General features: G+C 71.9%; 16 protein-coding genes and 2 pseudogenes. 16 read left to right on the forward strand and 2 right to left on the reverse strand.

The window, feature by feature from the left end; all coding sequences use genetic code 11:
* Window positions 1-226 precede the first annotated feature (226 nt).
* From GSY65_RS30485 to GSY65_RS30540, 13 genes are all read left to right on the forward strand, one after another.
* Window positions 227-1,807 carry a phage tail sheath family protein gene (locus GSY65_RS30485; protein ID WP_159774643.1) on the forward strand — a complete coding sequence of 527 codons (1,581 nt, stop codon included), beginning with the start codon at window positions 227-229 and terminating at the stop codon, window positions 1,805-1,807.
* 70 nt (window positions 1,808-1,877) lie between these two features.
* Window positions 1,878-2,321: a phage tail protein gene (locus tag GSY65_RS30490; protein WP_067228587.1), complete on the forward strand. Its 444-nt coding sequence runs from the start codon at window positions 1,878-1,880 to the stop codon at window positions 2,319-2,321.
* Window positions 2,321-2,848: a hypothetical protein gene (locus GSY65_RS30495; RefSeq protein ID WP_159774645.1), complete on the forward strand. Its 528-nt coding sequence runs from the start codon at window positions 2,321-2,323 to the stop codon at window positions 2,846-2,848. The genes GSY65_RS30490 and GSY65_RS30495 overlap by 1 nt, the downstream gene beginning before the upstream one ends.
* Entirely contained in the window at window positions 2,845-3,003 is a 159-nt protein-coding gene (locus GSY65_RS33425) for a DUF6760 family protein (protein WP_201452721.1), read from the forward strand. Before GSY65_RS30495 ends, GSY65_RS33425 begins: the two co-directional genes overlap by 4 nt.
* Window positions 3,004-6,511: 3,508 nt before the next feature.
* On the forward strand, window positions 6,512-6,691 hold the full coding sequence (locus GSY65_RS34155; RefSeq protein ID WP_040905746.1) for a hypothetical protein: 180 nt from the start codon (window positions 6,512-6,514) through the stop codon (window positions 6,689-6,691).
* Window positions 6,692-6,752: 61 nt separating this feature from the next.
* Window positions 6,753-7,178 (forward strand): phage tail protein, encoded by a 426-nt coding sequence (locus GSY65_RS30505; RefSeq protein ID WP_067228593.1) that lies wholly within the window; start codon window positions 6,753-6,755, stop codon window positions 7,176-7,178.
* Between the two features lie 12 nt (window positions 7,179-7,190).
* The gene (locus tag GSY65_RS30510) at window positions 7,191-7,922 is read left to right on the forward strand and encodes a CIS tube protein (protein ID WP_159774649.1); all 732 of its coding nucleotides are present in this window, start codon (window positions 7,191-7,193) and stop codon (window positions 7,920-7,922) included.
* Window positions 7,922-9,826, forward strand: coding sequence for a VgrG-related protein (locus tag GSY65_RS30515; protein ID WP_159774651.1), 1,905 nt, complete (start codon window positions 7,922-7,924; stop codon window positions 9,824-9,826). The genes GSY65_RS30510 and GSY65_RS30515 overlap by 1 nt, the downstream gene beginning before the upstream one ends.
* Before the next feature lie 108 nt (window positions 9,827-9,934).
* Window positions 9,935-10,375, forward strand: coding sequence for a GPW/gp25 family protein (locus GSY65_RS30520; protein WP_159774653.1), 441 nt, complete (start codon window positions 9,935-9,937; stop codon window positions 10,373-10,375).
* Complete coding sequence (locus tag GSY65_RS30525) at window positions 10,375-12,333, forward strand: putative baseplate assembly protein (RefSeq protein ID WP_159774655.1); 1,959 nt, start codon at window positions 10,375-10,377, stop codon at window positions 12,331-12,333. The genes GSY65_RS30520 and GSY65_RS30525 overlap by 1 nt, the downstream gene beginning before the upstream one ends.
* Window positions 12,330-12,893, forward strand: a complete 564-nt coding sequence (locus GSY65_RS30530; RefSeq protein WP_159774657.1) for a phage tail protein — start codon at window positions 12,330-12,332, stop codon at window positions 12,891-12,893. The genes GSY65_RS30525 and GSY65_RS30530 overlap by 4 nt, the downstream gene beginning before the upstream one ends.
* Window positions 12,890-14,581, forward strand: a complete 1,692-nt coding sequence (locus GSY65_RS30535) for an NADase-type glycan-binding domain-containing protein (protein WP_159774659.1) — start codon at window positions 12,890-12,892, stop codon at window positions 14,579-14,581. The genes GSY65_RS30530 and GSY65_RS30535 overlap by 4 nt, the downstream gene beginning before the upstream one ends.
* Window positions 14,582-14,797: 216 nt before the next feature.
* Entirely contained in the window at window positions 14,798-15,466 is a 669-nt protein-coding gene (locus GSY65_RS30540; protein ID WP_443043309.1) for a DUF2238 domain-containing protein, read from the forward strand.
* Between the two features lie 593 nt (window positions 15,467-16,059).
* Here the strand turns inward: GSY65_RS30540 and GSY65_RS30545 are convergent.
* Window positions 16,060-17,454 (reverse strand): serine hydrolase domain-containing protein, encoded by a 1,395-nt coding sequence (locus GSY65_RS30545; RefSeq protein ID WP_159774663.1) that lies wholly within the window; start codon window positions 17,452-17,454, stop codon window positions 16,060-16,062.
* Window positions 17,455-17,766: 312 nt separating this feature from the next.
* Window positions 17,767-17,885: pseudogene (locus GSY65_RS34780) on the reverse strand (IS5/IS1182 family transposase); the annotation flags it as partial.
* A 278-nt stretch (window positions 17,886-18,163) separates the two neighbouring features.
* On the opposite strand from GSY65_RS34780, the gene GSY65_RS30550 reads away from it, so the two are divergent.
* From GSY65_RS30550 to GSY65_RS30560, 3 genes and pseudogenes are all read left to right on the forward strand, one after another.
* Complete coding sequence (locus GSY65_RS30550) at window positions 18,164-20,140, forward strand: FAD/NAD(P)-binding protein (RefSeq protein ID WP_159774665.1); 1,977 nt, start codon at window positions 18,164-18,166, stop codon at window positions 20,138-20,140.
* A complete protein-coding gene (pcaB, locus tag GSY65_RS30555) occupies window positions 20,137-21,552 on the forward strand; it encodes a 3-carboxy-cis,cis-muconate cycloisomerase (protein WP_236580126.1) in 1,416 nt (471 codons plus the stop codon). The genes GSY65_RS30550 and pcaB overlap by 4 nt, the downstream gene beginning before the upstream one ends.
* A gap of 303 nt (window positions 21,553-21,855) precedes the next feature.
* A pseudogene (locus GSY65_RS30560) lies at window positions 21,856-22,029 on the forward strand (ATP-binding protein); the annotation flags it as partial.
* Window positions 22,030-22,271: the final 242 nt, after the last annotated feature.

The raw sequence follows: 22,271 nt of genomic DNA on the forward strand, positions 1-22,271 counted from the left end.
CGGTCAGAGGCCGTGGGGCAGCCTTCGCTGCCCTAACGGGCACGGCGAGCCGGGGCCCTGGCCGGGCCGGGCGGGTCCGCGGAGCGTCGATCCCGGCGGGCAGCCGCGCGGGCAGCGGCGCGGGCAACGCCGCTGCCCTCCAACAGGCACCCGAGGACGTTGCCGGTGACCGGCCCGCGACCGACGCTTGGTGACGACCTGTCGTGAACCCCGAGGAGAGCCGAGCATGCCGTCCTACCTGTCGCCGGGCGTCTACGTCGAGGAGGTGGCCAGCGGCTCCCGCCCCATCGAGGGGGTGGGCACCTCGGTGGCGGCCTTCGTGGGTCTCGCGCCGACCGGCCCGCTCAACAAGCCGACGCTGGTGACCAACTGGACCCAGTACGTCGCGTCCTTCGGCGACTTCACCGAGGGGTACTACCTGGCGCACAGTGTCTACGGCTTCTTCAACAACGGCGGTTCGGCCGCTTACGTCGTCCGGGTCGGCGGCGTCCACGGAGGCACGTCCGGCGACCCGGCCGCCCCCGCTGCGGCGTTGAAGGGCTCCACGACCCCCGCGGTGCTGCCGCCGGGCGAGCCGCAGCGACTGGGCACCTTCACGGTGACGGCCGCCGCTCCCGGTTCGCTGAGCGTCGAGGTGGCCGACCCGGAGGGCGACGGCCCCGCCGAGCGGTTCAGGCTGATCGTCAAGGACGGCGGCAAGGTCGCCGAGACCTTCGACGTGACCGCCAAGAAGGGCGGCCGCAACTACGTCGTCACGCAGGTGAAGGAGCAGTCCAGGCTCATCACCGTGCAGGAGGCGGCGCCCGCCGCACAGTTGGCCCGGCCCGAGAACCAGACGGTGGCCCTGCCGGCCCCGGCCCCCGCGCCGCTCGCCCCGTCCGGGACGGACACCGCGCATCCCGGCCCCGCCGAGTACCTCGGCGACTCCGCCGACCGCACCGGCTTCGGTGGTCTGGAGGCGGTGGACGAGGTCTCGATGGTCGCGGTTCCCGACCTGATGGCCGCCTACCAGCGTGGCGCGATCGACCTGGAAGCGGTCAAGGCCGTGCAGCTCGGACTGATCGCGCACTGCGAGCTGATGGGCGATCGCGTCGCCGTCATCGACCCGCCGCCTGGCCTGAATGCCCATCAGGTCCGCGTCTGGCGCCAGGAAACGGCTGGCTACGACTCCAAGTACGCGGCCCTGTACTACCCCTGGATCAAGGTGTTCGACCCGGCCACCGGCCAGTCCCGGACGATGCCTCCGAGCGGCCACATCGCCGGGATCTGGGCCCGCAACGACTCCGAGCGCGGTGTGCACAAGGCGCCCGCGAACGAGATCGTGCGCGGCGCGGTGGACCTGGAGATGCAGATCACCCGCGGCGAACAGGACCTGCTCAACCCCGTCGGCGTCAACTGCGTCCGCGCCTTCCCGGGACGGGGTATCCGGGTCTGGGGTGCCCGCACGCTCTCCTCCGACCCGGCCTGGCGGTACCTGAACGTGCGCCGCTACTTCAACTACCTGGAGGAGTCGATCCTGATCGGCACCCAGTGGGTGGTGTTCGAGCCCAACGACCAGCACCTGTGGGCCCGGATCCGGCGCAACATCTCCGCCTTCCTCGTCAACGAGTGGCGCAACGGCGCCCTCTTCGGCTCCCGGGCCGAAGAGGCCTACTACGTCAAGTGCGACGAGGAGACCAACCCGCCGGAGTCGGTCGATCTCGGCCGGGTCGTCTGCGAGATCGGCATCGCACCGGTCAAGCCGGCCGAGTTCGTGATCTTCCGGCTGGCCCAGTTCTCCAGCGGCAGCGGGGAGCTGGAGGAGTAACGGACGACCACCCGTCCCCCCGCACCGCAAGTAGCAAGCAGCAAGTACCCCTCGGAAGGACAGAGCACGGATGAGTCTGCAGCCGGGTGACGCCCTCACCTCACACAATTTCGGCCTCCAGATCGACGGCGTGATGGTGGAGTACCTCGCGGAGGTCAGCGGCCTCAGCCTCGAACAGGACGTCATCGAGTACCAGCAGGTCTCGTCGCAGGGCAGGGCGGTGACGAAGAAGCTGCCGGGTGTGAAGAAGGCGGGCACGTGCACCGTGGTCCGCGGTATGACGCAGTCGGCCGCCTTCAACCAGTGGATCAGCGAGTCGGTCGCCGGCAACATGGGCAGCGCCCGCAAGAACGCCACCATCCTGGTGATGGACTACCAGGACAACCCCGTCAAGCGCTACAACATGCGCAACGCCTGGTGCAGCAAGGTCGACACCAGCACGGTGAAGGCCGGTGAGGCCGCCGCGCTCACCGAGACCGTGACCATCACCTTCGAAGAACTGGTCATCGAGTGATGCGTCGTTCGGCACGCGGGGCGGGGGCGACGATCGCCGGGCCGGACCCGGCAACGGATACGGTCCCGGCCGCCGGAGCCGTACCGGAGGAGGCCGTGGCGGCGACGCTGCCGGGGCGGCAGACCGGCGCTCCGGCCACCGCCCCGGCAGCACAGCGGCTGCTCACGGAGTTCGCCTTCGAGCTGCCCCGCGGATTCGTCGACGAGGCCGGAGTCGTGCACCGGGAGGGAACCATGCGGCTCGCGACCGCGCGGGACGAGCTGATCCCGCTGCGGGACCTGCGGGTGCAGGAGAACCCGGCCTACCTGTCGGTGGTACTGCTCGGCCGGGTGATCACCCGGCTGGGCACGCTGGCGGTGGTGCACGACGGGGTGGTGGAGAACATGTTCGCCTCCGACCTCGCGTTCCTCCAGGACTTCTACCGGCAGGTCAACGCCGAGGGCCACACCCGGGCTGGGGTCACCTGCCCGCACTGCGAGCAGCCGTTCGAGGTCGAACTCGGCGGGAGCCGCCTGGGGGAATCGTGACGTACGCGACCGACCGGCTGCACGAGGAGATCGCGTACATCGCCTACCACTTTCACTGGAACCTGGAGGAGATCCTGGACCTCGAACACCGTGACCGCCGCCGGTACACCGAGCAGATCGCCGGGTTCGTCGCCCGTGCCTCGGCGGAGGGGTGACGGCGTGGGACTTCTCGATCGGCTGAGGAACTCCCTGACAGGGGAACCGGCAAAGGGCCGGGAGCGGTCGACGGCCACGGCGGAACCGGACACCGGAGCGGTCCGGCCCGCTCGCGAGACGCCCCGGCCCGCCGGATGGCCCTCGCTGCCCGCCATCCAGCGGGCGATCACCGGCACGGCCGGGACGGTCGCGGACGCGGGGTTCGGCGGTCGGCTGACCACCTGGCGCAACCCGTCGTTCAGCGGCGGAATGTCCCACGCCGTGCTCGACGACGCGCCGGGGGGCCTGGTCAAGGACGCGCTCACCGCGTCGGCGGTACCCGGCGCCGGGCTCGAACTGCCCGCTCTCGCCCTGCCCGTGGTGGCCTACGGCGAGACGCCCGGTCGTTCCACCGTCGCCGCGCCGGTCCCGCGGGCGGCCCTTCCGGTCCCGGTGCCCCGCCCGACCGGCGTCGGCGTGACCCCGGCAAGACCCTCACCCATCCCACCGACCACACTGGCCAGCGCCCGGCACACGCCCCCCGTGCAGCGCCGGGCGCTGGAGGTGGCCCGCCGGGCGGCGCCGGCCGGGACGGCGTCCGCTGCCGGAGAGCAGGGTGCTCCGGCGCCCTCTTCCGGAGGCAGAGGTGTCGTGGTCCCGGGCCCGGACCCCTCGGACGGTCCCGCCCCGGCCACGGCTCCGGCGGCGGGTGCGTCCCGCTCCCCGAGCGCATCGTCGGCCACCGGCCGGCGGAGTGCCTCCACCCTGGGCCAGGAGTCCGCCGGTGACCCGCTCCGGACCCCGGATCCTGACGTGCCGTCGCCCGGAGGGCCGGCCACCGTCCAGCGGCGTGCGGTGGCGGGGCGTACGCCTGTGGCGGGGTCCGGGCGGGCGGCTGCCGCGGGCTCGCTTCGGGTGCCGGTTGCTGACGGTGAGCCGGCTTCTGTCCAGCGGAGTGCGGTGGCGGGGCGTACGCCCGCCGTGGGCTCGGCACAGGAGTCGTCCAGCGGCTCGGGCCCGGTTCCCGTCGCCGGTGTGTCCGCCGCCCCCGCGCCGGGAAGGGCGCCGTCGGCCGGTGCGGCGGGGCCGGTTCAGCGGAGCGCGACAGGTCGGACAGAGAGTACCCCGGCCGATTCGGCGGCCTCGGACCTCGATCCGGCTCCCGATACCCGTGTGGCCCGCGCGACCACGCCCGGGAACGAACCAACAGCGGGTACGACGACCCCGGTCCAGCGAAACGCTGTCCACGGGGCTGCCGGGGCCAGGCCCCCGTCTTCGGCGTCCGTCGGCTCCGCCTCGGCATCCGCGACCGCGTCCCCCCACACATCATCAGCCGGTCGGCAGGCCCCCGCAGGGCCCGGTCCCATCGGCCGCGTGCGGCGCGCGGGACTCGGCACACCGACGTCCGGTGGCCCGGCTCCGGCGGCGCCCGCGCCCGCACCCGTGCCAGGGGAGCGGCCGAATGCCCGGCCCGCCGACCAGGCGACTCCCCCGGTTACTCCGCCATCCGGTACGGCGGCCCCGATCCAGCGCAGTGTGCCCGTCAGCCGGCGCAGTGTGCCCGTCAGTACGAGCACCCGGACAGAACCGCCCACGGCACCGACCCATGCCGTACGGGGCGCGGAACTCGGCACGCCGACGTCCGGCGGCCCGGCCCGGGTGGCGGCCGAGGGTGTGGCCGTGTCCCGCGACACGCCATCAGCCGGTCAGGCCGCTCCGGTCCAGCGCCGTGCTGTCGACGACGTGCGGCGCGCGGAACTCGGCACGCCGACGTCCGGCGGCCCGGCCCGGGTGGAGGCCGAGGGTGTGGCCGTGTCCCGCGACACGCCATCAGCCGGTCAGGCCGCTCCGGTCCAGCGCCGTGCTGTCGACGACGTGCGGCGCGCGGGACTCGGCGCGCCGATAGCCGCCGACTCGGCCTCGGTCCCGGTCCTGTCGGCGGCCTCCGAGCCGTTGTCCGGGCGGCCCGGCAACGCTGCCACGTCCCGGAGCTCCTCGGCACCCACTGGGCAACCCTCGGTCCAGCGGACCGCCGTCGGCGGCGGGACACAGGCAACACCCGGTCTCCCGCTGCCCACCGCCCCGACACCAGAGCCCACGCCGACAACGGGCCAAGGCCAGCAGGCGCACACGGCTCCAGCCGTCGGCACGACCCCGATTCAGCGGAGCACTGCCGACGTCATGCGGTTTGCCGGACCGGCCCCGGACGGGGCCAGGGCACCGACGCGCCCGACACCGGGCGGGCAGACAAGCGTGCCGATCAGCGCCGCCGCCCTCACCACCGAGCCGGACGGGGGCCACGCCGGAGAACCCCACCAGCAGACGCCGCGTGTACCCCGCACCGTCCAACGCGCGGTGAGCGGATCGGAGCGCCCGCCATCGGGCACCCCGCACGAAACCCACCGCACCGGAACACCCCTCCCCGCACCCGCGCCACCAACACGGCCGCACAGGCCCGGACACGCCGTTCAACGTGGTGCCACTCCAGGCGCACCCGTCGTGTCCGAACACGATCCAGACCACCGGACGAGGAAGACCGGTGGAGGTACGGGCCACCCCCAGCCCGTGCCTCCACCCTTGCGTGCGCTCACTCCCGAGCGAGCGCTGACCTCCACCGTCCCGCCCACACCGGTCCCCGTTGCCCCACACCACCGACAGGCCGGGGCAGCCGTACCACTGCGCCGCGCCGTTCCCGGTCCGACGCTGCAGCGCGCCCTCGCGCCAGGCGCCGACGCCGCTGCCCTTGCCCGCCCGCCTCACGAACAGGGCGGGGGAGCCGCCCCTCCGCCACGCACTGCCGCGCATCCAACAGTCCAGCGCACCCCCGTCCCCGTCATCGGCTCTCCCACGCCTGCCGTCCCTTCACGTAAAGGTCCCGTGCTCCCTGCTCTCCCCGCCGCGAATCCAGCAGTCCAGCGCGCCCTCACCCCGATCACCGATTCCCCTTCCCCCACCGTCCCGCCGGGCATGGTTTCCTCCGCCCCCGCCCTCCCCGTCCAGCGCATGACCGCTGCCACGTCTGCGGTGACCCCCCGCACCGACCACCACCCCGCCCGTCTCCCCAGCGGCGGGGAACGCCGACAGACCGGGACCGGCCCCACACCCACAAACCACCCGGCCCTGACCCCGTACGGCGATCCTGAGCCGTACGCCCGGCGTTTCGCCGTTCAACGGCTCGCTCACCACGAGCCGGAAACGCGCGGCGACGCGGTTCCGGTCCGGTCGGCAGGTTCACGCGCACCCGTACGACCGCCCATCGGCGGCGTCCCCGTCTCCGCACAGCGTGTCCCGATGCCCGTCGTCACGCCCGTACCGCGAGAGCCCACCACCCCCGTCATGCCGGTGCAGCGCTTCCCGTCCACCCCGCACGTGCCGCCGGTCACCGGTCCAGCGCCGGCTCCCGCACCTGCGCCGAGCCCTCCGGTCGTTCAGCGCGCCCCCGAACCGGGGCCGCACAGGACATCCGCCGCACCCACCTCGCGCAGAACGCCCCCGTCGCCTTCGAGGCACACCGACTCCCCGCCGTCCATGGCCGGTCCGACCGGTCGGACCCCGGCGCCCGGCCCCGCCTTCGACCCCCGTTCCCTGACCGACTTCCAGCTCGACGACCTGACGCACCGGCTCGTCGGCCGGATCACACGGCACCTGCGTACCGAACTCCGGCTCGACCGCGAGCGTGTCGGAAGGCTCCGAGATCCGCGCGACTGACCCGCCCCCGTCCCCGCCCCACGGCTCGACCGACCGGTTCCGCCCCAGAAAGGCCCACCCGATGCCCCGCGATCTCGACCCGGGATCCACCGTCTTCTTCACGCTCACCATCGACGGCGAAAGCCTCGGCTACTTCAACGGGTGCGAAGGGCTGGCCTCCACCGTGGAGATCGAGCAGCGCCAGGAGGGCGGGAACAACGGGTTCGTCTGGCAGCTCCCGTCCCGGGTGACGTTCTCCACGATCCGCCTGACCCGGCCCCTGACCCCGGACACGGCGAAGGTCGCGGCCTGGATCTCCTCCGTGAGCACGGGCATCACCCGGCCCACCGGCCAGATCGCGGCACTGCGCGCGGACGGCTCGGAGGTGGCGCGCTGGGGGCTGATCGACGTGCTGCCGGTCAGCTGGCAGGGGCCCTCCCTCGATCCGGCGAGTCCCGCCGTGGCGACGGAGGTTCTGGAAATCACGCATCACGGGTTCACGGACTAGGGGCGAGTGCACATGGCAGGCAAGGCAGGAAGAGGCGGCGCGGGGAAGAGCCTGGTGCGGGCCTCGCTGGCCATTCACGAGCCGCCGGTCGGCCGCAGCACCACCCCGGGCGTGCTGATCAGGAACTTCACCTTCGGGTTCAACCCGTCCCAGCTGGCGCTCAGTCGGCAGGCGCAGTGGAAGAGCACCCCGACCGCCGCGGTACGCGACGGTTCCGTACCGGAGTTCATGGGGCCCGAGCCACGGCAGATGACGGTGGAGATCTTCCTGGACTCCTCTGACGACCCGGGCGGCAGCACCGTGCTGAAGAAGGTGGAGGCGCTGTTCTCGTGCTGCGAGGTGACCGCGAAGAGCATCGCCGCCAAGCAGCCCTCCACCCCCTGGGTCGTCTTCCAGTGGGGATCCTTCTCGACGGCCCGCTTCACCGCCTACGTCTCCTCCGTCGACGCCGCCTACTCGCTGTTCGGTACGACAGGAGTGCCGATCCGGGCCGTCTGTCAGGTGCGGCTGCACGAGATCCCCAGCCGGACCAGGGGACAGAACCCCACCTCGGGAGCGCTCACCGCGCGGCGGGTGCACCGCGTCGTCGCGGGCGACACCCTGCAGTCGCTGGCGTGGCGGGAGTACGGCGACGCGAACGTCTGGCGGGCGATCGCCGAGGCCAACGGCATCGACGACCCGTCCCGGCTGCGGACCGGCACGGAAGTGGTGCTTCCGGCGGCCGAAGAGGTGGGCGGTCACTGATGGCGCAGGCGTCCTTCTCCAACGTCGTCCATGTCTCGATCGGCGGCGGCAGGCTCCCGGACCACATCGCCGACGATCTCGTCGGGGCGTGGGTGGACCTCGGCGCCGGCGTCCCCGGCGCGTTCCGGCTCACCTTCCGGGACCCGCACGGCCTGCTGCTCGGCGAGCTGAACGTGCGGTTCGGCACCGAGGTGGTGGTGGCGCCGGTCTCGGACAGCCAGGGCGCGGCATCCCCGCTGCTCACCGGCGAGGTGACCGGCATGGAGACCGACTACGACGGCACCGGCACGTTCACCGTGATCCGCGGATACGACCTGGGCCACCGTCTGATGCGGCAGCGCCGGGTCGCCGCGTACCGCAACCAGACCGCCGCCGACATCGCCCGCAGACTGGCCGCGCGCAGCGGCATCGCGATCGGCAGGGTGCAGTCGACCAGGACGGTCTACGAGTTCATCAGCCAGTCGAACGTCACCGACTGGGACTTCCTCTCCCGGCTCGCCGACGAGAACGGCATGGTGATGTCGCTGGACTCCCGGGGCGGGTTCCAGTTCGTGGAGGCGGCGCCGGCGTCCGGAGCCCCGCCGACCAGCACCGACGGCGACAAGAGCCCCTTCGTGCTGCACGCCGGGCAGGACGTGCTGCGCTGCCGGGCCGCGGTCACCTCCGCGGACCAGATCGGCAAGGTCGAGTCGCGGGGCTGGGACGTCACCACGAAGAAGACGCTCACCTCCATGGCACCCACGACGAGCACACCGGCCGTCCTCATCGGCACCACTCCGGGCGCCGCCGCCTCAGCGTTCCCGGCCGGGAAACTGGTGGAGACCGAGACGCCGTACGACCGCCAGTCCGAGGTCGGCCACGCCGCCGACGCGCTCGCCGGCGACATCGCCTCCTCCTTCGCCGAGCTGGAGGTCACCGTGCGCGGCAACCCGAAACTGCGCCCCGGTGTGCCGGTCACGCTCAGGGACGTGGGTGGCCCCTTCGAGGGCAAGTACACGGTCACCTCCGTACGGCACGTCTTCGGCGACGACAGCCACTACCAGACCTGGGTGACCGTCAGCGGCCGGCAATGGCGTTCCCTGTACGGGCTCGCCTCCGGCGCCGGCGGCACCGCCGCGCCAAGGCTGCCGAGCGTGGCCAACGCCCTGGTCACCGACGTACAGGACCCGCTGAGGCAGGGCCGGGTGAAGCTGCGGTTCCCGTGGCTGGACGACACCTACGTCAGCGACTGGACCCGCACCGTGCAGTGGGGCGGCACGTCGGGCGGCGGGATCTTCCCGCTGGACGTCGGCGACGAGGTGCTGGTGGCCTTCGACCGAGGCGCCCTGGACCATCCTTTCGTCATCGGCGGCCTCTACAACGGCCGGGACATGCCGACGCCTGTCCCGGACGTGCCCCTGCACGACGGACTGCGGCAGAAGGCCATCCGGCACACGCTGTCCGACCGGGACGGGAACCGGGTGGACCTGCTCAGCCAGACCACCGGCGCCCGCCGGCAGGGCGTGCGCGTCGCGAGCGGCGACGGCCGGCTCACCATCAACCTCGACCGGACGAAGACCGAGATCACGGTGGACAGCAAGGGCTCCGTCACCATCAAGGGCGGCCGGTCGGTGTCGGTGGAGGCGGGCACGGACCTCACCCTGAGCGCGCGGCGGGCCCTGACCATCAAGAGCGGCGGGCCCCTCACCCTCCAGGGCCGGGGTCTGGTCAACCTCAAGTCGCTCGCCGGTGCCGTCAACGTGGACGCGCTGGGCGCGCTCAGCCTCAAGGCGGCGGGCGCGGCAACGGTCACCGCGGGAGGGACCGTCCAGGTCAACGCCGCCGCCAACGTGGGCATCCGGGCCGCCACGCTCATGCTGCAGGGCGCCGTGCTGGTCAACAACAAGCCGTATCCGATCCCGTGACGGCGGGAGTCCGGTGCGGTCCGCGCAGTACACGAGAGTCGTCGGGTTCGTGAAGTCCATGAGGTTCGTGAAGTTCGTCAGGAGCGGGAGAGGGCGGGTGGTCTGCTGATGGCCGAGCAGTTCGTCGGGGCCGGCTGGGCGTTCCCCCTGCGCATCGGGCCGACCGGGGGCATCGCCCTGGTCAGCGGGGAACGGGAGATCGAGGAGGCCATCCGGCTGGTGCTGTCCACCGCGCCGGGGGAGCGGCCGATGCGGCCCGAGTTCGGCTGCGCCATCCACGACCTGGTGTTCGCGCCGGTCAACGAGGCCACCGCCGGCCGTATCCAGCACGAGGTGTACGTCAGCCTCGACCGGTGGGAGCCCCGGATCGAGGTGACCGACGTGGAGGTCACCGCGAGCACCGGCCAGGGGGTGCTCTTCATCGACGTCCGCTATGCGATCCGCGGCACCAACAACCCGCGCAGCCTGGTCTTCCCCTTCTACGTCATCCCCTCCCACGACGAGCCCGGCGACGGCGGCTCGGACATCTCCCCGGAAGGTCCCCGCTGATGGCCCTGCCCTCCCCGAACCTCGACGACCGGCGCTTCCAGCAGTTCGTCGACGACGCCAAGCGCTACATCCAGCGGCGCGCCCCCGAGTGGACCGACCACAACGTCTCCGACCCGGGCATCACCCTCGTCGAGACGGTCGCCCACATGGCGGACCAGATCGTCTACCGGCTGAACCGGGTGCCGGAGAAGAACCACGTGGCCTTCCTCGACCTGGTCGGCATCCGGCTGTTCCCCCCGTCGGCAGCCCGGACCGAGGTCACCTTCTGGCTCTCCGCCCCGCAGGAGGAGCCGGTGGTGCTGCCCGCCGGCACCGAGGTCGCCACCGCGCGCACGGAGAGCGAGGAGGCGGTCGTCTTCGCGACCGAGCGTGAACTGGTCGTCGTACCCAGCGCGTTGCGCCATCTCATGGTGCAGCGGCAGGGCGAGCCCGTCACCGACCTGACCGCCGATCTCGCCGAGGCGAAGGACGTGAGGTGTTTCGCCGAGGCCCCGCGCCCCGGTGACTGCCTGCTGCTCGGACTGGACGCCGCCGTGCCGCACTGTGCGGTGGCGCTGGGTCTGGACAGCCGGGTCGACGGTGTCGGCGTCGACCCGCGGCAGCCGCCGCTGGTGTGGGAGGCGTGGACCGAGGACGGCTGGGCTGCCTGTGAGGTGGACCGGGACGGCACCGGCGGCCTCAACCGGCCGGGCGAGACCGTGCTGCACGTTCCCGGCGGGCATGTCCTGTCCCGTACCGGCGGGCAGGAGGCCGGCTGGCTGCGCTGCCGGGTCACCGAACCGCTGCCCGGCCAGCCCTTCTACACCACCTCGCCGACCGTGCGTGCCGCCGAGGCGTTCACCCTGGGCGGCACCACCGGCGTGGTGCACGCCGAGACCGTGTACGACGAGTTTCTCGGCGAGGCCACCGGCCTGCCCGGCCAGCGGCTCCGGCTGGCCCACGGGCCCGTCGTGGGCGACGATCCGCCGGTGCTGCTGCAGACGGCCGAGGACGACGGCTGGCGGGACTGGGACGTCGTGCCCCACTTCGCCGCCTCAGGACCGCACGACCGGCACATCACCCTGGACGCCACGACCGGGGAGGTCGCCTTCGGCCCGGCGGTCCGGGAACCCGACGGCACCCTGCGCCAGTACGGGGCGGTGCCTGCGCAGGGCGCGGTCGTACGGGTGCGCCGCTACCGGGTCGGCGGCGGCCGGGCCGGGAACGTGGCCCGCGGCGCGGTACGGGTGCTGCGCACCTCCGTGCCGTACGTCTCCTCGGTCGTCAACCGGGAGGCGGCGCGGGGCGGGGTCGAGGGCGAGACGGTGGAGGAGGCCAAGATCCGGGCGCCGATCACACTGCGGGCCCAGGAGCGCGCGGTGACCCTGCGCGACTACGAGGAACTCGCGCGGCGTGCCGCCCCGGAGACGGCCCGTATCTCCTGCCTGGAGGGCGAGGAGAGCGAGCACGGAGCGTACGCGGTACGGGTGCTGGTGGTCCCGCAGGCGGTGCCGGACCCCGGCGGCAGGCTGCGATTCGAGCAACTGGTCCCCGGGGACGGCCTGTTGCGACGCATCACCCGCTTCCTCGACGAGCGCAGGCTCATCGGGACCCGGCTGGCGGTGGGGCCGCCGTTCTACCAGGGCGTGACCGTCGTCGCGACGGTGCACGCCTTCCGGGGCGTGGACGCCGACCGGGTGCGGCGGCAGGCGCAGGACGCCCTCTACCGCCACCTCGACCCGCTGACCGGGGGCGCCGACGGCACGGGCTGGCCGTTCGGCCGGCGGGTCCAGGCGGGCGAGATCTTCGCGGTGCTTCAGCGGGTGGCCGGTGTGGAACTGGTCGACGAGGTGCTGCTGCACCCGGCCGACCCGCTGACCGGGAAGCGGGGCGAGGCGACGGACCGGATCGACCTGGAACCGGCGGCGCTGGTGTTCTCCTTCGACCATCGGGTGCGTGTGATGGGGGACGGCGCATGAGTGCGAGGGGTTCCGTCGACGGGCTGAGGTCCTCCGCACCGCTCGGCGGGATGCTGCCCGCCGTGTTCGCCGACGACTACCTGGCACAGCGTTTCGTCGCGGGTCTCGACGAGGTGCTCGCTCCGATCCTGAACGTCCTGGACTGCCTGGACTCCTACTTCACCCCGGCGCTCGCCCCGGCGGACTTCACCCGCTGGCTCGGCGGCTGGGTCGGCGCCGAGACCAACGGCACGGAGCCCGAGGAGTGGCTGCGGGCCGCCGTGGCGGCCGCCGCGCATCTGCACCGGGTACGCGGCACGCGGCGCGGACTGGCCGAGACGGTCCGGCTGGCCTTCGGTGTGGAGCCGGAGATCAGCGAGAGCGGAGCCGCCGACTGGAGCGCCGGGCCACTCGGCCCCGTCCCCGGCGAGCCCCGGCCACGGCTGCACGTCACCCTGCGGCTGCCCGACCCGACCCCCGCGGACGCACACCGGCTCGACAGCCTGGTCGCCGCGGCCCGCCCCGCCCACATGCCCTACACGGTCCAGGTGACCGCCGCGGAAAGGATTCCCGAGAGATGACCACCCAGCCCCCCGCCACCGGTTCCGGCCGGGACGGGGCAGCGCGCTGCGCCGACTGCGGCACCCGGGCGGCGCCCGGCCAGTTCTTCTGCGACTCCTGCGGCGCCGTGCTGCGCTGGTCCCGCCACCTGGCGGCGCGCGGTGAGACGGCCCAGGACGCCCACGCCCGCGAGTCGGACGCCCCGCGCACCGAGGAGCCGACGTCCGGGCAGTTCGCCCCCCGGACCGGCACCGCTCGTGGAACGGGCGTCGCGCAGACCGCGGAAGCCGGCCCGGCAGCCGGGCGATCGGCCTCCCGGGCCGAAGGCGACCGGGTGCCCGCGGGTGCGGTGGGCCTGGCCGCGGACCCGGACGACCGGGACGGAAGCCGGTCGGTCGATCTCGGGGCGTCCGCGACCGGGAGCACCGAGCCGTCGCCGGGATCGGGGCGGGCCACCGGGCGGTATGCCGATGCCGAGGACAACGCGTACGCCGATGTCGCGGCCTCGTTCGGTCAGACCCCGTCGACCGCGACGCGAACCCCGGAAACGGGCGGCACCCCGTCCGGCACGCGTACCTCTGGACAGCCCGGACCGGACCCGGACCGCCCGGGCCCCGGCCGAGCGGACACCAGCGCGTCGAGCACCGAGGAGCCCGGAACGAGCGCGTCGCGCCGCAGCGAGCCGCTCACCCCGGAACCGCACACGACCGGGGTGACCGACGGCCCCACCCACACCGGCGGGGCGGAAGCCGCTTCCACCGCACCGCGTCCCCCGGCGTCCTCCGCAACCCCCGGCGCCGGAGACGACGCGGTCGCGCGGGCCAGGTCTCTGATCGTGCCGGTCGCCGACGGTGAACCCCGGGGCACCCCGACGGTGTCCGTCCCGCCCGTGCTGCCGGGCCGCCCGGTCGCAGACCGCCCGCAGGTCCGCGACCCCGGCCGGGAACCCGGTGCCGACGGCGGCATGCCCTGCACTTGGTGCGGCACGCCCAACCGGCCGGACCGGCACTACTGCGTCCTGTGTGCCATGCCGCGGTCCGGCGGCCCCGCGGTCCCCGGACGCCGCCCATGGTGGCGCCGCGTGCTGGACTTCCGTCAGCGGGAGGCACCGTGGGCCGGTGACCGGCCGCGTCTGAGGCGCAGTCTGGGCCACCTCATGACCTGGGCGCTCTGGGCGGTGCTGCTCACTCTGCTGATCACCGCCGTCGTCAACGCCGACAACGCCGTCAGCGCGGTCCGCGACCACTTCTCCAAGCGCGGCCCGGTCGGACCGGACAGCGTCGAAGCCTCGCGTTCCTATCCGCGGCACGATCCGGAACTCGCCTTCGACAAGCTCAGCAACACCTGGTGGGGCCCGGGGGTCAACCAGTCCGGTGAGGGCGAATGGGTCGAGGCCCGCTTCGACCAGCCCACCCGCCTGCTCGACGTCATCATCACCCCCGGCGTCTCCGTGCGCGCCGACGAACTCTCCGAGTCGGCCCTCCCCCGGCGCGTCGAAGCCGTGATCACCACCGCGGACGGCAGGAAGGAATCCCGCTTCCTCACCCTCGACCAGGCGGCCGGGGGCCAGCGCCGCGCCTTCCGGGCCGGCGAGGTCACCGCCGTACGCCTCATCGTGCGCTCGGCCTACGCGGCCTCCGCCGACAAACAGGTCGCCATCGCCGAGATCGAGTTCTTCGGCCCGTCCAACAGCGGCAGATCCCAGTAGCCCGGTCGTCCCGGCAAGGGGAACGACGACGGCCACCACCTGGACCCGGCCGCACCGCCGCCCGCTTCCTGAGTTTCCGGCCCGAGCCTCCGCTGAGGTCCCGAGCAGGCTTTCCCACACGGCAGATGAGTAGGTGCGCTCATGCCGGGGTTCGCAACGACCCCGAGGATGGCGGCACCACACAGACACCAGGAGCACACGATGTCCGCCATCAACATGTCCGTCGACCCGTCGCCGTCGGACGTACCGCGGCCCCCCGGCGGTACAGGCCGCTGGCTGCCCGCCGTTCTCGCGGCCGTCGTCGCCGCGGCGCTCATGGCGTCGGCGTGGGGTGCCAAGGACCCGACCACCTGGCTGCTGGAGACGGTGTGGGTGATGGTGGGCCTGCCCCTGGCGATCCTGCTGCGGCGGCGGTTCCCGCTGAGCGGCCTGCTGTGCGGTCTGCTCGCCGCGCACGCGCTGGTCCTGATCGTGGGTGGGCACTACACCTACGCGGAGGTCCCGGCCGGTGACCGGGTGCGCGACTGGTTCGGCCTGGAACGCAACCCCTACGACCGCTTCGGCCACCTCATGCAGGGCTTCGTCCCGGCGATCCTGGTGCGGGAACTCCTAGTCCGTACCTCGCCGTTGCGTGGCAGCCGCTGGCTCGCCCCGCTGGTCGGCTGCGCCTGCCTCGCCTTCAGTGCCGTCTTCGAGATGCTGGAGTGGGCGGCCGCCGTGACCGGCGGGCAGGCCGCCGACGCGCTCCTGGCCACTCAGGGCGATGTCTGGGACACCCAGTGGGACATGTTCTGCGCCCTGATCGGCGCCACCTGCTCACTGCTGTTCCTCAGCCGCCTGCACGACCGCAGCCTCACGCGCCTGCCGTTCGCGGCGAGGGACTGAACCGGTCCCTCGGTACGGCGTGGTGTGCGGAGCGAGGAGCCTCGAGGTGCCGGCCGCGGGGTGTGCTCGCGTCAGGGCGTCGGACCTGGGTTTCCATCCCGTCGATCCGCAACGTGACCTGCTCGGCCTCGGCATAGGCGAACACGTCCTCCAAGGTCCGCAGCCGCACCTCGGGCCGGTCCGGGACGGCGAACCCGTGGCTCGCGAGCAGCGGACGGATCTCACCGATCGCACGGCCGATGGTGGACGAGCCCACCTCGTAGATCACGCCCCAGGGCCTCGTGGGTGAGCCCGGTCCGCAGGCGCACCAGCGTCACCAGCAGCCGATCGACGAAAACGAACTCGTACTTCGGCCCAGCCCCGGCTTCACGCTCGCGGGCACCGCCACGCCGGTCATGGCGCCCGGACTCACACCGGGCCTCCCAGCGTGGAGCGAGCTCAGTGGCCAACTCGCCCAGATGTTGGTCCGAGACGCCGCAGAAGGCAGGATGGGACATGGCCGCGCGGGCCTGATGGGTGATCACAATCCACACGACTCACGCGGCCAGCCCCATGGCCCCACCCGTGACGAAGATCACTCGCGGGTCGGCCCATTACTTGGAGGCCATGGGAACCCGATTGAACAACCGGCCGGCGAGGTCGACCCCGGTGATCACACCGTTCTCGTCGCGGGTGAAGAAACCGCGTTGCCCCTTCAGGCCGCCGCCGGTGACGATGTATTCATCCGCGTCGCCGGGCAGCAGGCCGAGATCGGCCGGCGGGAGATCCGGGGGCAGTTCGGTGTCCGCCGCCGCACGGATCTCCGGTTTGATCCCGCAGGCGATCGTCAACCCGGCCCCATCCGTGGCGATGGTGAGCGCCATCATGTCGTTCGCGTAGCTCCCGACGACTTCCCCGGCCTGCTCCTCGTCGTAGGGAAGCGGCTCCGGGTCCCGGTCGACAACCCCGAGGTAGTGCTCGAGCGCCCACCGGACGGCGGCCTGGTTGAAGGCGAGGCCGCCGTCCGGGCCCGCGTTGGACAGCGAGACGACTGCGAAGTCGCGTTCGGGCACGATCAGCAGCTCAGCGAACTGGCCGTTGGCCGATCCACCGTGGCCGACGGTGCGAACGCCGTCCACGTCGCGCAGGAACCAGCAGATGCCGAAGGCGTCGCCGAGCGTGCTGCCCCGCAATTCGACAGTCTGCACTTGCATCTGCTGCAGGACCTCGGCGGGCAACACCTGGGCACCGTCCTGTGCGCGGCCGTCACCGAGATGGAACCGGGCCCAACGAAGCATGTCCGTCACCGAGGACGCGCAGCCCCCGCCGGGGTTGTTGCCGCGGCTGTCCTTCCACTGCCGCGCGACGGCCGGCGTCGCGTCCTCACCGACGTTGTGCCCCACCGCGAACCGCCGTGTGATGACGTCATTGGTGGCGAAGGAAGTGTGCGAAAGACCCAACGGCTCGAACAGAAGCGAGGCGATGGCCTGCTCATAGGTCAGACCCGTGACCATTTCTATGATCCGCCCAGCCAGGTTGTACCCCACCTGACTGTAGGAGGCCCGGGCACCAGGCGGCGCGATCAGCTCCGACTCGGACATCTTTGCCACATACGCGGCCAGGGCATCGTCTCCCTCGCCGGTGTCGACGCTCATCCTCCAGTCAAGGCCCGCAGTGTGGTTGAGCAGCTGCAACACGGTGATCTCCGCCGCGGCCCGCTCATCCGGGAGCACGAGCTCGGGAACATACCGGCGCACCGGCTTGTCCAGCTCGACCCGCCCCTCCGCGACCAGGCGCATCAGCGCGGTCGCCGTAAAGGGCTTCGTGACCGAGCCCAACACGAACAGCGTGTCCTGATCGACGGGCAGCGGGTTCTCGACGCTCGTCACGCCGTGGAACCCGTAGACCTCCCGGCCGTCCACCCACACCCCGACGGCAACACCAGGCACCCCGAACTTCGTCGCCGTCGCCTCAACGAACTCCGACAGCGTGTCCTGCTCATCGCTCATGACAACCCCCTCATCAAGGCAGGGGAGGGGTTCCCCTGCCTCCAGCCATGATCCTTGCCTGTCCTCGGCGTTGACCGCTAGAAGATCTGGGAAGATGCGGGGCTGTTCCGGGCAGCCGGTCGGCCCGATGTGTCGCCCACCTTGGCACCGGCCTGTCCGGCGCCACAGCTGCCGACCCGCCAGTCCAGCTGCTGAATCACCCACCAGCCGAACTCCCAGGCCGCCGCCCGGGAGAAGTCCAGGACGTCCGCGCTCCGAAGCTTGACCTGGGGTGCTTCATGGAGCCGGGACCACACCCCAGCATGGGTCCCCCAGGCGGCGCCAGCACGTGATGCCCAAACCGAAGCCGAGCTCCTGCGGCTCGTATTCCCAGGCACAATCCCGGTGAGCAACACGAACAGAGTCCTTCCCTCACGGACCTGACGGACTGGAAACAGGCGCCTTGCCGCCGCCAGTACGGCATCGCCATGCTCTTGGCCATGGGATATCGCCTATCCGCCGAGGCAACGAAAAGCGACCGTCGGGTCATCGAAATCCCGGTCCGCACAAGCGTGCACACGGGCACGTATCTCCGTCGCGTCTCCCGCCGACCACCTCGCCGACCACTCGTGATCAGGCTGTGCGACATCCCCTCGGCAACCGTCGGCGGCCCGGCCGAAGGCTGCTGATTCATCACTGGTTTCCTCCCCACCTGGAAGGGATTTCCTGCATGCACAGCAATTTCGAGGTGTGCATTGTCGGCGCGGGCCCGCGCGGGCTGTCGGTGCTCGAACGTCTGCTGGCCAATGAGCGCAACGCACCGACTCATTCGGCTGTGACCGTGCATGTGGTGGATCCGGCCGCCCCGGGTGCGGGTGCCGTATGGCGCCCTGAGCAGTCGCAGCACCTGCTGATGAACACGGTGGCTTCGCAGATCACGGTCTTCACCGACGACAGCGCGCACATCGACGGGCCCATCGAGCCGGGCCCCACCCTGTACGAGTGGGCCAAGGCTCTTGCCTTGCTGGGCGCCCCGGACGACTTCGGCACGGAGGTCATGGAGGAGGCGCGGAAGCTGGGGCCCGACTCCTATCCGACACGTGCCTTCTACGGCCACTACCTTAGAGGCTGCTTCGAGCGGATCGTGGCCTCGGCCCCGCACCATGTCACGGTACGGGTCCACCGTTCCCGCGCGGTGGCCGCCGCCGACATCCACGGTGTGCCCGGTGGGCCGCAGGGTGTGCGGCTCCAGGACGGCACTCGGCTGGACACACTGGACGCGGTCGTGCTGGCCCAGGGGCACGTCCCGTCGCGCCTGTCCTCGCGTGAAGCACGCACGGCGAGCCTGTCCCGCATTCACCACCTGACCTACATCACCCCCGCCAACCCTGCGGACCTGGACCTCAGTGGCATCAAAGCGGGCGAGAACGTACTGCTGCGAGGGCTGGGGCTGAACTTCTTCGATCACATGGCGTTGTTCACGGTGGGCCGTGGCGGCCGGATGGTACGAGAAGGCGACCGGTTGGTGTACCGGCCCTCGGGCCAGGAGCCGCGTCTGTTCGCGTTCTCCCGTCGCGGCGTGCCCTACCACGCGCGCGGGGAGAACGAGAAGGGTGCCACCGGTCGCTACTTCCCGCGCAAGCTGACCGCCGAGTACATCGCCGGTCTGCGGCGACGCGGTTCGGTCGGACAACCCGTCAACTTCACAAAGGATCTGTGGCCATTGATCTCCGTGGAGGTGCAGAGCGTCTATTACAGCGCGTTGCTGGCCTCCCGCGGAGACGCCGCGCTGCGGGAGGAATTCACGCAGGCGTTTCTCACCACGGAAACCGAAGGGGATCGGCGGGAACTGCTAGACAAGTACGGTATCCCGGCCGATCAGCACTGGAGTTGGGAGCGACTCGCGCGACCCTACGGGGAGCGCGAGTTCACCGACCGCCAGGAATTCACCGCTTGGCTGCTGGACTACTTGCGGCGCGATGTCGCCGCAGCCCGGCTCGGCAACGTCAGCGGTCCTCTGAAAGCCGCCTTGGACGTGCTGCGTGACCTGCGCAACGAAATCCGTCTCGCCGTCGACCACGGAGGTCTTGAGGGAAACTCCCACCGGGACGACCTCGAGGGCTGGTACACGCCGTTGAACGCCTTCCTGTCGATCGGGCCGCCGGCGTCCCGCATCGAGGAGATGATCGCGCTGATCGAAGCGGGTGTGCTGACCGTGACGGGTCCGGGCACTCAGGTGCGGATCGACACCACCGCCCAGGTGTACGTGGCGCACTCGACGGTGGTGCCCGGTGAAGCGGTACGCGCCCGCGTCCTGATAGAGGCACGGTTGCCCGAGCCCGACCTGCGCCGCACGGAGGACCCTCTGCTCAAGCACCTGCTGGATACGGACCAGGCGGCGCCGTACCGGATCGCGACCGTTGACGGCACCGGTTACGTGACCGGAGGACTCGCGGTCACCGAGCGGCCCTACCGGCTGCTGGACGGACGAGGCCGCCCTCACCCCCGCCGATTCGCGTACGGGGTGCCGACGGAAGCGGTGCACTGGGTGACGGCAGCGGGCATCCGGCCCGGGGTGGACTCGGTGACGCTCGGCGACTCCGACGCGATCGCCCGTGCCGTTCTCGCCCTGCCGCAGACGGCGCATGTACCGGCGGAAGTGCGTCGGGTGGACGCCGAAGGGGAGCTGTCCGGGGTGATCGTGTGACACTCACGCATACGACTCCGGCCACCGCGACGCACCTGACGGACGCCGGCCTGCTCACACCGGTGCGAGCAGGCACGCGGGTGGAGGCCGCCACCAGTGACCTGGCCTGGGTACAGGCCATGCTCGACGCGGAAGCGGCGCTCGCCCGCGCACAGGCGAAGGTGGGCACGCTCCCCGCTTCGGCGGCCGAGGTGATCACGCGAGTGGCTCGTGCCGACCGGCTCGATGTCAGAGCACTGGCGCTGGCGGCGCGGGAGACGGCCAACCCGGTGGTCGGCCTGGTGCAGGCGTTCACCGGGGTCGTCGCGGCTGAGGACCCCGAGGCAGCCGAGTACGTGCACCGGGGCTCGACCAGCCAGGATGTGCTCGACACCGGCACAATGCTCGTCGCGAGGAGGACACTCGACCTGATCCTCGCCGATCTGCGGCGTACGGCCGATGCGCTGACGGCGCTGGCGACAGCACACCGGCGGACTCCCGCCGTCGCACGTACCCTGGCGCTGCACGCCGTACCGACCACATTCGGGCTGCGAGCCGCAGGCTGGCGGCAGTTGGTGCTGGACGCAGAGGAGCGCGTCGCCCGCGTCCAGCGGAACCTCCCTGCCTCCCTGGGCGGAGCGGCGGGCACGCTGGCTGGATACCTGGAGTACGCGGCACTCGCCGAGGGGGGCACCCTGGCCGACCCGGACGGCTACGTGACACGGCTGGTGGACGCCTATGCCGGCGAAACGGGACTGGCCCGGCCGGCACTGCCCTGGCACGCGCTGCGCACACCCGTGGCCGACCTGGCCGCTGCACTGGCCTTCGCCACCGGGGCGCTCGGCAAGATCGCCGTGGACGTCCAGGCATTGGCCCGTACCGAGGTGGGCGAGGTCACCGAACCGGCTGCGTCCGGCCGCGGTGCTTCGTCGGCCATGCCTCACAAGCGCAACCCCGTGCTCGCGACGCTCGTTCGCAGTGCCGCGCTGCAAGTGCCCGCCCTCTCGGCGGCACTGGCACAGTGCCTGGTCACCGAGGACGAACGATCCGCCGGGGTGTGGCACGCGGAGTGGCCGCTGCTCCGGGACTGTCTACGGCTGACCGGTGGCGCCGCGCAGACCGCTGCGGAACTCGTGGAAGGGCTGAAGGTGCGGCCGGACCGCATGCGCTCCAACCTTGACATGACGGACAGTCAGGTGGTGTCCGAGCGGCTGGTCGCCCATCTGGCGCCGACCTTGGGCAAGGCCCCTGCCAAAGCGCTGCTGACGCGCGCCACGCAGGAAGCGCAGACCACGGGGCAACCCTTGGCCACGGTGCTCGCCCGCATGGCGGAAGTGCCCCGCTCGCTTGTGGACCGGCTGGTCACGCTGTGCGACCCGACCGACTACACGGGCGCTGCGGCCGTACTGGTGGAGCAGGCCCTGCGGCGCTGAGAAGCTGTTCTTCCTCCGGACCTCGTGCGGGTGCCTGCCGGCCACCTGAGATCAGAACTGCCCCGGGAGCCCTGGCCGTTGCCGACGCAGTGGTGGGCCTGGCCGGCGAGTTCGGCCGCCGCTTCGGGGCGCCGTAGTCGAGGGCACCATGCCTCACGGTCAACGCGACCACGGTTTCGCTCAGTTGGGAGCGGACGGTGCGCACGGGCGTGAGGTGCGCGGCGGGGCTCGCAATAAGAGTTACCCGGGTCGGTGGGCGGACAGTCCGCCGCGGTGTCAGGCCGTGGACACCTCCTGGCGCACCTCCCGGTGGTGCATGCGCCGGATCCGGGCCGGGTGAGTCAGCACGGGCTGGAGCTGGTCATGGCCGTCTGCTCGCACTTCGAGGTGCACCGCGAGCCGGTCGGAAAACGGGTGATGGCGGCGGTGATGCCGGCCGACGATGCCCTCCGAGACACGGCCGGCCGCCCGGGCTGACGACGCTGACCAGGAGGAGAGGGTGACGCGGCCGGTTGACACTCGGGTGACCGATCGGTCCGGGCAACGTTGGGCGGAGCGTGTGTACCGGCGCTCCGAGGTCCCCGGCTTGCTTCCTGCTGTCGCGCCGGGGCCATGGCAGACGTCCCATGGCCGTCACCGGCCCGGTAACCGGCCAAGGGACGTCGCAGATCAGGCGGCTTCGTCGGTGCCCCTGCAGCTGGTGAATGGCCGCCAGGACG

It is taken from the genome of Streptomyces sp. HM190 (assembly GCF_009857135.1).
GTDB classification, from domain to species: Bacteria; Actinomycetota; Actinomycetes; order Streptomycetales; family Streptomycetaceae; genus Streptomyces; species Streptomyces heilongjiangensis.

Bases quoted from the DNA above. Each gene is read 5' to 3' on its own strand.
- GSY65_RS30505 (WP_067228593.1), top strand. From the start codon at position 6,753: ATGCCCCGCGATCTCGACCCGGGATCCACCGTCTTCTTCACGCTCACC.
- GSY65_RS30485 (WP_159774643.1), top strand. From the start codon at position 227: ATGCCGTCCTACCTGTCGCCGGGCGTCTACGTCGAGGAGGTGGCCAGC.
- GSY65_RS30490 (WP_067228587.1), top strand. From the start codon at position 1,878: ATGAGTCTGCAGCCGGGTGACGCCCTCACCTCACACAATTTCGGCCTC.
- GSY65_RS30545 (WP_159774663.1), bottom strand. From the start codon at position 17,454: ATGAGCGATGAGCAGGACACGCTGTCGGAGTTCGTTGAGGCGACGGCG.
- GSY65_RS30535 (WP_159774659.1), top strand. From the start codon at position 12,890: ATGACCACCCAGCCCCCCGCCACCGGTTCCGGCCGGGACGGGGCAGCG.
- GSY65_RS30515 (WP_159774651.1), top strand. From the start codon at position 7,922: ATGGCGCAGGCGTCCTTCTCCAACGTCGTCCATGTCTCGATCGGCGGC.
- GSY65_RS30530 (WP_159774657.1), top strand. From the start codon at position 12,330: ATGAGTGCGAGGGGTTCCGTCGACGGGCTGAGGTCCTCCGCACCGCTC.
- GSY65_RS30550 (WP_159774665.1), top strand. From the start codon at position 18,164: ATGCACAGCAATTTCGAGGTGTGCATTGTCGGCGCGGGCCCGCGCGGG.
- GSY65_RS30510 (WP_159774649.1), top strand. From the start codon at position 7,191: ATGGCAGGCAAGGCAGGAAGAGGCGGCGCGGGGAAGAGCCTGGTGCGG.
- GSY65_RS30540 (WP_443043309.1), top strand. From the start codon at position 14,798: ATGTCCGTCGACCCGTCGCCGTCGGACGTACCGCGGCCCCCCGGCGGT.
- GSY65_RS34155 (WP_040905746.1), top strand. From the start codon at position 6,512: ATGGCCGGTCCGACCGGTCGGACCCCGGCGCCCGGCCCCGCCTTCGAC.
- GSY65_RS30520 (WP_159774653.1), top strand. From the start codon at position 9,935: ATGGCCGAGCAGTTCGTCGGGGCCGGCTGGGCGTTCCCCCTGCGCATC.
- GSY65_RS30495 (WP_159774645.1), top strand. From the start codon at position 2,321: ATGCGTCGTTCGGCACGCGGGGCGGGGGCGACGATCGCCGGGCCGGAC.
- GSY65_RS30525 (WP_159774655.1), top strand. From the start codon at position 10,375: ATGGCCCTGCCCTCCCCGAACCTCGACGACCGGCGCTTCCAGCAGTTC.